This is a genomic window from Cupriavidus pauculus, assembly GCF_022179805.1.
In the GTDB taxonomy this organism is placed as follows: domain Bacteria; phylum Pseudomonadota; class Gammaproteobacteria; order Burkholderiales; family Burkholderiaceae; genus Cupriavidus; species Cupriavidus pauculus_E.
The window spans coordinates 97941-110723 of record NZ_BPUO01000001.1 but is presented as its reverse complement, the minus strand read 5'-3'; the positions used below and the strand labels follow the sequence as shown (position 1 = coordinate 110723).

Here is a 12783-nt window from a genome sequence, read left to right as displayed (position 1 = left end):
GTGCCACAAGCGCGGCGCGGTTCCGGTGACGGAAAGACACCTTTTACCTTGCCATTTCGGCATCTGGCCGCGATGGTGCCCGGCCGCCACTCACCGGCCACTGGCGGGCGGGCTGCCGAGTGGCTGCCGATGCTAGAATCGCGGGCATGATCGTCAAGTCCCTTCCGGCCGTCATGGCTCGCCCGGTTTCCCTTCTCGCCTCTCCGGTTTCCACGCTCGCGCTGGCCGCGTTGCTGCTGGCCGCACCCTGGACCGCCGTCCATGCGCAGGCTTCGGCGCCGTCCGCCGCGCCAGCCGCCGGCGTCATCTCGCCAGACCCTGGCCAGCCGCGCGACTTCGCGGCCGAGCGCAAGGCCATTGGCGATTCGCGTGCGTGGACAAACTACCGCTTCGCAGAGGCCGAGCGCGCCTGCTACAGCAAGTTCCTGGTCAACCGCTGCATCGAGCAGGCCAAGGACGCCCAGCGTGCCGAACTGCATGTGCTGCGCGCCAGGGACCTGGAAGTCGGCGACGCCGAGCGTGCCTACAAGGCCGCGCAGCGCGACCGCGAGCAGGCCGTCCGCCGCGCCGAGTACGAGGCCAGCCAGCCGGGCCGCGCGGCCAACGAGCAGGCCAGCCGCGCGGCGTTCGACCGCAAGCAGCAGGAACAGGCGCTGCGCGAGGCGCAGGTCGGGGAGCAGGCGCCGCAGCGTGCAGCCAGTGCCGAGAGCTACCAGAAGAAGCAGGACGATTTCAACACACGCATCAAGGAAGCCCAGCAGAAGGGAGCTGAGCAGGCCCGCCAGCGGCAGGAAAACGTCAAGACGTACCAGCAGAAGCAGGCGGATGCAGTGCAGCGCCAGAAGGATCTGGACACACGACGGGCGGAAGCCGAGGAGAAGAAGAAACAGGGCCAGGGCAATTCGACGCCCAGCCCGTTCGGCTTCTGATGGGTTGCGAGGTCAGGCGGGGCCGATGGTCGCCGCCGCGGAGCACGAAGACGCATCATGGATGAGAACCTCAACACGCTGGCGCGGCAGATCATCGAGCTGCAGATCGAACACCGCGACCTCGATTTCCTGATCGACCGGCTGTCCGCCGATCCTGCCCGCGACGAACTGCAGTTGCGCCGCCTGAAGAAGCGCCGCCTGAAGCTCAAGGACGCCATCACCTTGCTGCAACTGCACCTGGAACCCGACGTCCCGGCCTGACGGCCGCCGGCGCGGCGTGCCGCACCAGATATCTCCCGTGGCCGCGCGACGCGTGACGTGCCACGGGACATCGAAGAAAAAAGCCCTACCTTGTCCGAACCCACCGACGACCTCCTGACCGATTCCACCGGATCGCCCGACGCCAACGATGCCGCCGAATCGCCGGGCGATGCCGTCGTCGCGGCCTCGGCTGCCCAGGCCGCCTCGCAGGCCGCGCAACTGTCGACGATGTTTGCCGAAACGGGCACGCTGGCCACGGCGATTCCGGGCTACCGTCCGCGCGCATCGCAGCAGAAGATGGCCGAAGTCGTCGCCAATGCCATCGCGCAGAACGACACGGTCATCGTCGAGGCCGGGACCGGCACCGGCAAGACGTTTGCGTACCTGGTGCCGGCCATGCTCTGGGGCGGCAAGGTCATCCTGTCCACCGGCACCAAGAACCTGCAGGACCAGCTTTATCTGCGCGACATTCCCACCGTGCGCCACGCGCTGAACGTGCCGGTATCGGTGGCGCTGCTCAAGGGGCGGGCCAACTACCTGTGCCACTACCACCTGGAGCGCGCGCAGGCCAACGGCAGGATGGCGTCGAAACAGGACGCGGCGTGGCTGCGCGATATCGGCCGCTTTGCCAAGACCACCGCCACGGGCGACAAGGCCGAACTGGCGGAGGTGCCCGAGAACGCACCGGTCTGGCAACTGGTGACGTCCACGCGCGACAACTGCCTGGGCAGCGAATGCCCGCAGTACAAGGAATGCTTCGTGATGCGCGCCCGCAAGGAGGCGCAGCAGGCCGACGTGGTGGTGGTGAATCACCACCTGTTCTTTGCCGATGTGGTGCTGCGCGACACCGGCATGGCCGAGCTGCTGCCGGCCGCCAATACCGTGATCTTCGACGAAGCACACCAGTTGCCGGAAACCGCGACGCTGTTCTTTGGCGAAACGCTGTCGACGAGCCAGCTTCTGGAGCTGGCGCGCGACACGGTGGCGGAAGGGCTGTCCCATGCGCGCGACGCAGTGGACTGGGTTGCCCTGGGCGCACCCCTGGAACGCGCCGCACGCGACCTGCGCCTGGCCTTCGGCCGCGACAACGTGCGCATGGCGATGGGCCAGATCGATGCCGACCCGCGTACGGCCGAACCGTTCTACGAAACGCTCGATGCGCTGGAAGAAGCGCTGTCCGGCTTTGTCGAAGCCCTGGCATCGCAGGCCGAGCGCGCCGAAACGCTGGAGCAATGCCATCGCCGCGCCGTGGAACTGGCGCACCGGCTCGAAGTGTGGCGCGATGACCGCGCGACCACGGCGCCGCCGGCCGCTGCACCTGCAGCATCGGCCGATGACCAGCCCGCCGACGCCGGGGCGGAAGCCGCGCCGCCCGTGCCGGCGCCGTCCGGACCCGACACCGTGCGCTGGGTCGAGGTGTTCTCGCACACCGTGCAACTGCACCGCACGCCGCTGTCGATCGCGCCGATCTTCACGCGCCAGCGCGAGGGCCAGCCGCGCGCGTGGGTCTTCACGTCGGCCACGCTGTCGGTGAAGGGCAATTTCACGCACTACGCGGCCCAGTTGGGGCTGAACAAGGACCAGTCGCTGACGCTGCCCAGCCCGTTCGACTATGCGAAGCAGGGGCTGCTCTACGTGCCGCGCGACATGCCGGCGCCGAATTCGCCCCAGTTTACCGAAGCGGTGGTCGAGCGCGCGCTGCCGCTGATCGAGGCCGCCGGTGGCCGTACGTTCCTGCTCTGCACCACGCTGCGCGCGGTGCAGAAGGCGTCGGACATGCTCTACGACCTGTTTGCCGCACGCGGTATCAACCTGCCGCTGCTGGTGCAGGGCCAGGCCAGCCGTACCGAACTGCTCGAACGCTTCCGCCAGCTCGGCAATGCCGTGTTGGTAGGCAGCCAGAGTTTCTGGGAAGGCGTGGACGTACGCGGCGAGGCGCTGTCGCTGGTCATCATCGACAAGCTGCCGTTCGCGCCGCCCGACGATCCGGTGCTGGCCGCGCGCATGGAAGTGCTGCAGAAGAAGGGCCTGAGCCCGTTTGCCGTGCACCAGTTGCCCCACGCGGTCATCACGCTGAAGCAGGGCGCCGGGCGGCTGATCCGCTCGGAATCGGATCGCGGCGTGCTGGCCATCTGCGACACCCGGCTCGTGGAAAAGCCCTACGGCCGCCAGATCTGGCAGAGCCTGCCCCCATTCACGCGCACGCGCGAGGCCGATACGGTGATCCGTTTCCTCGAAAGCCTGCGCGCACCAGCCGGCGAAGACGCCGCCGGCGAGCCGTCCGCCGACTAGGCCACCGGGGCGGCCTGCGCGCCGCCTCACGCCAGCCCATTGTTCCGCGCATAGAGGAAGAGCCCGGCATCGGTATGGATGCCGAGCTTGTCCATGGTCGCCCGTTTGTGGGTACTGATGGTCTTGATGCTGCGGTTCAGGTAGGCGGCAATCTCCGACACCGACATGCCGCCGGCATGCAGCCGCAGCACCTCCAGTTCGCTCGCACTCAGCAGCGCGGCGGCGGCCGGGTCGGCATCCTCCTGGCGTAACGCAGTGCCGACAAAGCGTCCGCCGTGGTGAGCCACTTCGATGGCGGTGGCGAGCTGCGACATATTGCCGTCCTTGCGAACGATGCCTGCCACGCCCAGGCGCAGGATGCTCTGGAACAGCCCGGCATGGCGCAGACTGGTCAGCACCAGGATGCGGACCCGCGGATGCAGCCGGCGGATGCTGCCCAGCAGTGGCAGTCCATCGGTGCCATGGTCACCGGGCATGTGGAAGTCGGTGACCAGCACATCGCACGTGGTCTTCGCCAGCAGGTCAAGCAGCTCGGCGGGATGATGCGCGACGCCGGCAATTCGAATGTGGAGGGTCTGCGACAGGAGCCAGCGGATGCCTTCGAGGATCAGTGGATGATCATCCGCCAGACAGACCCGTATCTGTGGCACGGATGGAGTCATCTGGATTCCTGGTGCTGCGTTGCTCGGAACGTAAGCGAATTTTCGTGCCCGCAACGTACAGGAATCGGCTGTCGTCAGCGCATCACAGATGTACGAAAACGCCGGCCTTGATGTACGGCCGCATCAGAGCGAGGGAATCGGATAAATCCTAGGGGGCGGCAGGGCAAGTCTGGCTAGCATCCACGCCTTGATCGAGGGCGTGAAACAGAACCATGCGAGCAAAGGCCTGGGTGGCGTCGGTGTTTGCCAGTGTCGTACTGGCGGGGTGCGCATTGGCGCCGGGTATGCGGGTCGACGGTGAACTGGCCGAGGGGGCGCCCCCGGACCTGCCGCAGGGCGTCACGCCGATCTCGTGGGACCTGGTCAATTCGCTGCATGACGAAGTAGTGCGTGACCAGCACGACGTGGGCGACTTGATGGGAGCGCCCCAGCCCTATCGCATCGGTCCGGCCGACATCCTGTCGATCATCGTCTGGGATCATCCCGAACTGGTATTCCCCAGCCAGACCTACACCGTGGGGATTGACTACGAGATTCCCGGCTACAGCGGCGCCGCCAGCGTTCCCGGTTATGTGGTGAGCCACCGGGGCGAGATCCAGTTTCCCTACGCAGGCGCCATGAAGGTGGCCGGACTGAGCGCGGCCGAGGTGCGCGAGCGCCTGGTGCGCGCGCTGGATCGCGTGGTGCGCAAACCGCAGGTGACGGTGCGCGTGCTTGCCTATCGCAGCCAGCGCATCTATCTGGACGGCGAGGTGAAGTCGCCCGGGCCGCAATACGTGGACGACGTGCCGATGACGCTGGTCGAGGCGCTCGGCCGCGCGGGCGGCATCAACGTCAGCACCGGCGACAGCAGCCGCATCCGCGTGTCCCGCCAGGGCCGCAGCTGGCTCATCGATCTTCCTGCCTGGCTGCGCGCCGGCCGCAACCCCGCCGACATCCAGTTGCGCGGCGGCGACATCGTGCGCGTGGAGCAGCGCGAGGACGGCAAGGTATTCGTGATGGGTGAAGTCAATCGCCCCGTGGCGGCGCTGCCGCGCAACGGCCGGCTGACGCTGGGCGAAGCGCTGGGCGAGGCCGGTGGCGTGAATCCGCTGACCAGCGACCCCCGTCAGATCTACGTCGTGCGCAAGCATCCGGCAGGGCGGCCGGAGGTATTTCACCTCGACGCGCGCTCGCCTGTTGCACTGGCGCTGGCCGAAGGCTTTCCGCTGCGGCCGCGCGACGTGGTCTACGTCGACGCCGGCGACATCACGCGCTGGGCACGCGTCGTGAACCAGGCAGATTCTCTCGACGAAGCTGGGGTTTTCCATCGTGGGCGAAGCCGGCGATGTTGATGCGCTGTTCGACCGCTTGTCACAGGGGAACTGCGACGTGGTGGTGACCGATCTGTGCATGCCGTGTGCATGCCATACGGATGGTTTGCCGATGCTGGAAGCGATTCGCCAACGCTTTCCCGCAGTACGGATCGTCGTGCCGACCATGCAGGAAAACGCGGCGATGCTGAAGAGCGCGCTCGATGCGGGCGCTTGCGCGGTGCTTGGCAAAGGCAGCGGACTCAATGAACTGGGGCGTGCGATCGTGGCGGCGTACCAGCAGCGCAGCTATGTCGCCCGGGCGAAGGCGCGCGCCGCCGCAGGCTCACCTCGACGCATTGTGGTTAATGCGTCACTCACGACGCTGAGTCCGAAGGAGGTGGAGGTGATCCGGCTCTATGTTGGCGGGATGTCGGTCAGCGACATGGCGCAATACCTGGGTCGCAGTGTGAAGACCGTCAGCACGCACAAGATCAGCGCCATGAAGAAGCTTGGCATCGACAGCGATGCCGAACTCTGCCGCTATGGCGCGCACAACGGGCTGCTATCGATCGGGATGCCGCGAGATTCGGCCGGGAAGGGCGTGCCGGACTCGCCGTAGACGTTCTGGGCGCGGGGGCGACTAACCGGTGGCTCGCAAAAGCAAAAAGGCCGAGCCTGTTGCCAGGTCTCGGCCTTTTCGTCTTCCGCGGAAGGCGTTCAGTCGATCAGTCGATCAGAACACTTCCCACCACGACTTGTCCTTGCGGCGCGCGCCGTACTTGATGAAGTCGCTGTTCGGATAGTTGCGCTCCATCACGCGGGCGGTATCGTCGCGCAGGTCCTTCATGCCCAGGGCATCGTACGAACGGACCATGATGTACAGCGCTTCCTCGTTGGCGGGCGCGCCATCGTAGTCCTTCAGCGCCTGCTGCGCGCGGTTGACGGCGGCCAGGTAGGCGCCACGGCGGTAGTAGTAGCGCGCGGCGTGGACTTCGTGCTGCGCCAGCGCGTTGACGATGTACTGCATGCGCAGCGTGGCGTCGGGCGTGTACTTGCTGTCCGGATACCGTGTGATCAGCGTCTGGAAGGCGTCATAGGCGGCGCGGGCAGCCTTGGGGTCGCGCTCGCTCAGGTCCTGGCCCGAGAAGCGGCCCAGCCAGCCGAGGTTGTCGTTGAAATTGATCAGGCCCTTGAGGTAGTAGGCGTAATCGATGTTCGGATGGCTCGGGTGGAGTTGGATGAAGCGATCCACGGCAGCCAGCGCGGCGGCGGTCTCGCCGTCCTTGTAGCTGGCGTAGGCGGTGTCGATCTGTGCCTGCTGCGCAAAACGGCCAAACGGATAGCGGCCCTCGAGCTTTTCGTAGAGCTTGACGGCGCGCGAATAGTCGCCGCCATCCAAAGCATCCTTCGCTTCCGAATATAATTTGTTGGCCGACCAGCCAGCCGTTTCGTCAGGCTGGTCTCCCAGCAGGCCGCATGCCGACAGCATGACGCATCCGCCTGCGAGCAAAACCGCTCCAATTTTCGCGCGCCAGCTGGCGCGCTTGATGCTCTGCAATTGCATGGGCAACCTGTTCCGGATGAAAAAAAATAGCGCCAAGCATTATAGCCGAAGCCCCAAGACCGAAACCGGTCTGGAACGCCACACCCAAAAGCCCGACGTGACCGAAGAGGAATCCGACGCGCTTGACGCCGAGAAATTCGACGCGTCCCTCGATGAGGGAGAGGACGGTGACGCGGGCGACGAGTTCAACGACGAGGTGCCTGCCACGGCGCCTGCCGCCCCCGATCTGATGCCACTGTACCTGGAGGTCGACAGCGCCGGCCATGGCCAGCGGCTCGACAAATTGCTCGCGCAGCACTTCAGTGAGTTTTCACGTAGCCGCATCCAGCAGTGGATCGAGGACGGGGTCGTGCGCGTGGATGGCGAGCCCAGCCGCGCCAAGGCGTCGGTGCAGATGGGGCAGCAGATCGAGATCGTGCCCCAGGCCGCGCCGGAATCGCAGGCGTTCACAGCGGAAGACGTGCCGCTTGAAGTGGTGTACGAAGACGACGTGCTGCTGGTCATCGACAAGCCGTCCGGGCTGGTGGTGCATCCGGCCGCCGGCAACTGGAGCGGCACGGTGCTGAATGGCCTGCTGCATCGCGATGCGCACGCCGCGCGCCTGCCGCGCGCGGGCATCGTTCATCGGCTCGACAAGGAAACGTCCGGCCTGATGGTGGTGGCACGCACGCTGACCGCGCAGACCGACCTGGTGCGGCAACTGCAGGCGCGCACGGTCAAACGGACGTATATCGCGCTGGTCTGGGGGGAAACCCCCGACGAGGGCACGATCGACGCGCCAATCGGCCGCGATCCGCGCGAACGCACGCGCATGGCCATCGTGCATACCAACAGCGGCAAGCCGTCGCGCACCCATTTCAAGACGCTGGGAACGGTGCCGCTGGGCCGCTCGAAGGTGTCGATGGTGATGTGTCAGCTTGAAACGGGGCGGACGCACCAGATTCGCGTCCATTTCGAGTCGGTAGGCCATCCTTTGGTAGGGGATCCGGTCTATCACAAGGCCACCCAGCGCGGCCAGCGTCCCGCCATCCGGGTACCGCTGCCCGTACCGTTCACGCGGCAGGCACTGCACGCTTACCGGCTGGGGCTGGTGCATCCCGTGACGGGCCGCAAGAAGTCGTGGGAAGCCCCGCCGCCCGAAGACCTGCAGGCGCTGATCGATGCGCTGGACTTCGAAGGCCACGCGCAGGAAGACGACGAGGATGACTACGAACCCGAGTGGTACGAAGGGGAGGCCGACGACGATGACGACGAGGATTGACCCGACGACCGGCGCGGCCGCTTGGATCGTTCCCGATTGGCCAGCGCCTGCCCGCGTGCGCGCGCTGTCCACCACCCGTTTCGGGGGTGTCAGTGCAGGCCCGTATGGACTGGCGGACGGCGAGCCCGGCGGGCTCAATCTCGGCACCCATGTAGGCGACGACCCGGCGGCGGTGGCCGCCAACCGCGCCCGGCTGGCCAGCCAGTTGCCGGCCATGCCGCGTTGGCTCGAACAGGTGCACGGATGTGGGGTAGTCACCGCCGATGACGATGTCGCTGGCGTACCGCGCGCCGATGCCAGCGTGGCGACCGCGCCAGGACACGTCTGCGCCATCATGACCGCCGACTGCCTGCCCGTGTTGCTCTGCAATGCGGCCGGCACCGTCGTGGGTGCGGCCCATGCCGGCTGGCGCGGCCTCTGCGATGGCGTGATCGAGGCCACGCTGGCGCGCATGGCCGCCAACGCCGATCCCTCGGCGCAGTGGGTGGCGTGGCTGGGGCCCGCTATCGGACCCGATGCCTTCGAAGTGGGTGTCGAGGTTCGCGAGGCATTCCTGGATCGCGCGCTGTCTGAGGAACGGGCTGCCGTGGAAGCGGCGTTCGTGGCGGGGGCGCCGGGCAAGTACCTGGCCAACCTTTACGCGCTGGCCCGTATCCGCCTGGCGCGCGCCGGTTGCACGCAGGTCCATGGCGGCGATGCCTGCACGGTTACCGATGCCGATCGGTTCTATTCGTATCGCCGCGACCGCACCACTGGCCGCATGGCCACGCTGGTCTGGCTGGCGGACTAGGCTTCGCCTTCGCCTTTGCTCTCGGGCTGCCGCGCTGCCGCGGCAGCTTCCTTGGCTTCGTTGGCCTTGCGCCGGCGCTTGCGAGCCGGCGTGCCCATGATGTACATGACGATCGACACCGGCGCCACGCCGTAGAACAGGAACGTGGCCACGCCGGCGACGATATTGGTCTCGGTGATGGCCATCATCAGCGTTACGTAGATCCAGCCAATTGCCACGATATACATCAGGCTTTCATCTTTCTCGATTAATGGGTCGTGCCGCCCGGTAACCCGCGCCAGAATTACCGTCCGGTAGGTCGGGCTTCACTTCCCGGGCCGCAAAATGGCAATGCGGATTTCCGCATTGACAGCCTCTACATTGCAAGGCAACAATGCCTCGAAATGTATCGGAACCGAGGAAGCATTCCAGGGTTTCGCCGGCAAGCATAGCGTAAGAGGCAAACGCCCCAGCGGCGGCCTGCGGACGCAACCCGGAAACGGGGCGGGTCGGGAGACAGTTACCCCGAGCCCGTCATCCATCACGACTGGCAGAGAGACGATTACATCATGGCGACCGGCAAAGGTGCGGCAGCTTCCGGCACGGAAGACAAGTCCCAACCGTTTCAATTTGCGCCGGGGCCATTCGATCCAGCCGCATGGCTGGAATGGTCCCGTCAGTGGGCTCCCGAAACCAATGGCGAAATGCCGGCAGGTTTTCCGGCCGGTTTGTCCGGTGCATTTCCCGGTGGCTTCCCCATGGGCGATGCCTTTGCCAAGGCGTTCCAGCAGGCTTTTCCGGCTGGCGGTGCCAACGGCGCGCCGCTGAAAATCGCCCCGACCCAGCTGGCCGGTATCCAGGAACGTTACCTGAAGGATTTTGCCGAGCTCTGGCGTGAAATGGGCGCGGGTGCCATGACGACCAATGGCGCGCCGGCGCCCAATGGCAACAGCGGCGCCAGCGAACGTCTTTCCGATCGCCGGTTCTCCAGTGCTGCCTGGCGCAACAACGCGGCGTACCGCTATACCGCGGCGTTCTACCTGCTGACCGCGCGCGCCATGACCGAGCTGGCCGATGCCGTGGAAGCTGATCCCAAGGTGCGCCAGCGCATCCGCTTCGCGGTGTCGCAGTGGGTCGATGCCATGTCGCCGGCCAACTTCCTGGCCACCAATCCCGATGCCCAGCAGCGCCTGATCGAATCGGGCGGCGAATCGCTGCGCAATGGCGTGCGCAACATGCTGGAAGACCTGGGGCGCGGCAAGATCTCGCAGACCGACGAAACTGCATTCGAAGTGGGCCGCAACGTGGCCGTGACCGAAGGCGCGGTGGTCTACGAAAACGAATACTTCCAGTTGCTGCAATACAAGCCGCTGACCGACAAGGTCTACGCGCGCCCGCTGCTGCTGGTGCCGCCTTGCATCAACAAGTTCTACATCCTCGACCTGCAGCCGGAAAGCTCGCTGGTGCGCCATGCCGTCGAAAACGGGCATACGGTGTTCCTGGTGTCGTGGCGCAATCCCGATGCCACGATGACTGAGCGCACGTGGGACGACTACATCGAGCATGCCGCCATCCGGGCCATCGAGGTGGCGCGCGATATCAGCGGGCAGGACAAGATCAACGTGCTGGGTTTCTGCGTGGGCGGAACGATCATCTCCACCGCGCTGTCGGTGCTGGCCGCGCGCGGCGAGAAGCCGGCCGCCAGCCTGACGCTGCTAACCACGCTGCTCGACTTTGCCGATACCGGCATCCTCGACGTGTTCGTGGATGAATCCCATGTGCAGTTGCGCGAAGCGACCATGGGCGGCGCGAACGGCGCGCCGTGCGGGCTGCTGCGCGGGGTGGAGCTGGCCAACACGTTCTCGTTCCTGCGTCCGAACGACCTGGTGTGGAACTACGTGGTCGACAACTACCTGAAGGGCAACACGCCGGTGCCGTTCGACCTGTTGTTCTGGAACGGCGATGCCACCAACCTGCCGGGCCCGTGGTACTGCTGGTACCTGCGTCATACGTACCTGCAGGACGAACTGAAGGTGCCTGGCAAGCTGACGGTGTGCAATGCGCCGGTGGACCTGGGCGAGATTGACGTGCCGACCTATATCTATGGGTCGCGCGAAGACCATATCGTGCCCTGGACGGCTGCCTACGCATCGACCGCGCTGCTCAGCAACAAGCTGCGCTTCGTGCTGGGGGCTTCGGGCCATATCGCCGGCGTGATCAACCCGCCGGTCAAGAAGAAGCGCAGCCATTGGACCAACGACGCGCTGCCCGAATCGGCCCACGAATGGCTGGCCGGCGCGCAGGAGCACGCTGGTAGCTGGTGGCCCGACTGGATGGCATGGCTGGGCAAGCAGGCTGGCCAGAAGCGCACCGCGCCCGAAGCATTCGGCAACGCTCACTACAAGGCGATCGAGCCCGCGCCGGGCCGCTACGTCAAGCAGCGCGCCTGATTTTCATGCGGGCTGGCCGTGGCGGCCAGCCCGGTTTCGAACCGATCCGCGATTCGCTTTCTCGAAAGGACCTCAAATGACCGACATCGTCATTGTTTCCGCAGCCCGTACCGCAGTAGGCAAGTTCGGCGGCTCCCTGGCCAAGATCCCGGCGCCGGAGCTTGGTGCCATCGTGATCAAGGAAGCCCTGGAGCGCGCCGGCGTGAAGCCGGACCAGGTCAGCGAAGTGATCATGGGCCAGGTGCTGACGGCCGGCTCGGGCCAGAACCCCGCGCGCCAGGCGTCGCGCAAGGCCGGCCTGCCGGACATGGTGCCCGCCATGACCATCAACAAGGTGTGCGGCTCGGGCCTGAAGGCCGTGATGCTGGCCGCCAATGCCATCATCGCCGGCGAAGCCGAGATCGTGGTGGCCGGCGGCATGGAGAACATGAGCGCCGCCCCGCACGTGCTGCCGGGTTCGCGCGACGGCTTCCGCATGGGCGATGCCAAGCTGGTCGACACGATGATCGTCGACGGCCTGTGGGACGTTTATAACAAGTACCACATGGGTATCACGGCGGAAAACGTTGCCAAGGAATACGGCATCACGCGCGAAGCCCAGGACGAGTTCGCCGTGGGTTCGCAGAACAAGGCCGAGGCAGCCCAGAAGGCTGGCAAGTTCGACGAGGAAATCGTCCCCGTGATGATTCCCCAGCGCAAGGGCGACCCGGTGGCGTTCAAGACCGACGAGTTCGTGCGCCATGGCGCCACGCTGGACAGCCTGTCCGGCCTGAAGCCCGCCTTCGACAAGGCAGGCACGGTGACCGCCGCCAACGCGTCGGGCCTGAACGACGGTGCCGCCGCCGTGGTGGTGATGTCGGCCGCCAAGGCCAAGGAACTGGGCCTGACCCCGCTGGCCACGATCAAGGCGTATGCCAACGCCGGCGTGGACCCGGCCGTGATGGGCATGGGCCCGGTGCCGGCCAGCAAGCGCTGCCTGTCGCGCGCGGGCTGGGAGGTCAAGGACCTGGACCTGATGGAAATCAACGAGGCCTTTGCCGCCCAGGCGCTGGCCGTGCACCAGCAGATGGGCTGGGACCAGTCGAAGATCAACGTGAACGGTGGCGCCATCGCCATCGGCCATCCGATCGGCGCTTCGGGTTGCCGCATCCTGGTGACCCTGCTGCACGAGATGAAGCGTCGTGACGCGAAGAAGGGCCTGGCGTCGCTGTGCATTGGCGGCGGCATGGGCGTGGCGCTGGCTGTCGAGCGCTGATTGTAGTGAGGGGTGACCCGGTGGGGGCGTGCCGAGGAACGTCGG

12 protein-coding genes are annotated in these 12783 nt (G+C 66.2%); 9 read left to right on the top strand and 3 right to left on the bottom strand.

Going from position 1 to position 12783, the window contains the following annotated elements; genetic code table 11:
• Nucleotides 1-146: 146 nt before the first annotated feature.
• The 3 genes from MFF62_RS00650 to MFF62_RS00640 all read left to right on the top strand — a co-directional run bounded on the left by MFF62_RS00650 (nt 147) and on the right by MFF62_RS00640 (nt 3482).
• On the top strand, nt 147-929 hold the full coding sequence (locus tag MFF62_RS00650) for a hypothetical protein (protein WP_238259012.1): 783 nt from the start codon (nt 147-149) through the stop codon (nt 927-929).
• Between the two features lie 57 nt (nt 930-986).
• A complete protein-coding gene (locus MFF62_RS00645) occupies nt 987-1190 on the top strand; it encodes a DUF465 domain-containing protein (RefSeq protein WP_238259011.1) in 204 nt (67 codons plus the stop codon).
• A gap of 90 nt (nt 1191-1280) precedes the next feature.
• Entirely contained in the window at nt 1281-3482 is a 2202-nt protein-coding gene (locus tag MFF62_RS00640; RefSeq protein ID WP_238259010.1) for a DNA repair helicase YoaA, read from the top strand.
• A gap of 26 nt (nt 3483-3508) precedes the next feature.
• Here MFF62_RS00640 and MFF62_RS00635 read toward each other — a convergent pair whose 3' ends face one another.
• A complete protein-coding gene (locus MFF62_RS00635) occupies nt 3509-4144 on the bottom strand; it encodes a response regulator (protein ID WP_238259009.1) in 636 nt (211 codons plus the stop codon).
• A gap of 212 nt (nt 4145-4356) precedes the next feature.
• On the opposite strand from MFF62_RS00635, the gene MFF62_RS00630 reads away from it, so the two are divergent.
• Together MFF62_RS00630 and MFF62_RS00625 are read left to right on the top strand one after the other, a co-directional pair.
• Nucleotides 4357-5478, top strand: a complete 1122-nt coding sequence (locus MFF62_RS00630; protein WP_238259008.1) for a polysaccharide biosynthesis/export family protein — start codon at nt 4357-4359, stop codon at nt 5476-5478.
• The gene (locus MFF62_RS00625; protein ID WP_238259007.1) at nt 5456-6058 is read left to right on the top strand and encodes a response regulator; all 603 of its coding nucleotides are present in this window, start codon (nt 5456-5458) and stop codon (nt 6056-6058) included. The genes MFF62_RS00630 and MFF62_RS00625 overlap by 23 nt, the downstream gene beginning before the upstream one ends.
• Before the next feature lie 114 nt (nt 6059-6172).
• On the opposite strand, the gene MFF62_RS00620 is transcribed toward MFF62_RS00625, so the two are convergent.
• Nucleotides 6173-7003 (bottom strand): outer membrane protein assembly factor BamD, encoded by an 831-nt coding sequence (locus tag MFF62_RS00620; protein ID WP_238259006.1) that lies wholly within the window; start codon nt 7001-7003, stop codon nt 6173-6175.
• Between MFF62_RS00620 and MFF62_RS00615 the strand changes: the two genes are divergently transcribed.
• Both MFF62_RS00615 and pgeF read left to right on the top strand, forming a co-directional pair.
• The gene (locus MFF62_RS00615) at nt 6987-8264 is read left to right on the top strand and encodes an RluA family pseudouridine synthase (protein WP_404990527.1); all 1278 of its coding nucleotides are present in this window, start codon (nt 6987-6989) and stop codon (nt 8262-8264) included. The two genes, MFF62_RS00620 and MFF62_RS00615, sit on opposite strands and share 17 nt — an antisense overlap.
• Nucleotides 8248-9054, top strand: a complete 807-nt coding sequence (pgeF, locus tag MFF62_RS00610; protein ID WP_238259004.1) for a peptidoglycan editing factor PgeF — start codon at nt 8248-8250, stop codon at nt 9052-9054. The genes MFF62_RS00615 and pgeF overlap by 17 nt, the downstream gene beginning before the upstream one ends.
• On the opposite strand, the gene MFF62_RS00605 is transcribed toward pgeF, so the two are convergent.
• On the bottom strand, nt 9051-9281 hold the full coding sequence (locus MFF62_RS00605) for a hypothetical protein (RefSeq protein ID WP_238259003.1): 231 nt from the start codon (nt 9279-9281) through the stop codon (nt 9051-9053). The two genes, pgeF and MFF62_RS00605, sit on opposite strands and share 4 nt — an antisense overlap.
• A 321-nt stretch (nt 9282-9602) precedes the next feature.
• Here MFF62_RS00605 and phaC point away from each other — a divergent pair, with 321 nt between their 5' ends.
• Nucleotides 9603-11483: a class I poly(R)-hydroxyalkanoic acid synthase gene (gene phaC / locus MFF62_RS00600; protein WP_238259002.1), complete on the top strand. Its 1881-nt coding sequence runs from the start codon at nt 9603-9605 to the stop codon at nt 11481-11483.
• A 76-nt stretch (nt 11484-11559) separates the two neighbouring features.
• A complete protein-coding gene (locus MFF62_RS00595) occupies nt 11560-12738 on the top strand; it encodes an acetyl-CoA C-acetyltransferase (RefSeq protein WP_238259001.1) in 1179 nt (392 codons plus the stop codon).
• Nucleotides 12739-12783 lie beyond the last annotated feature (45 nt).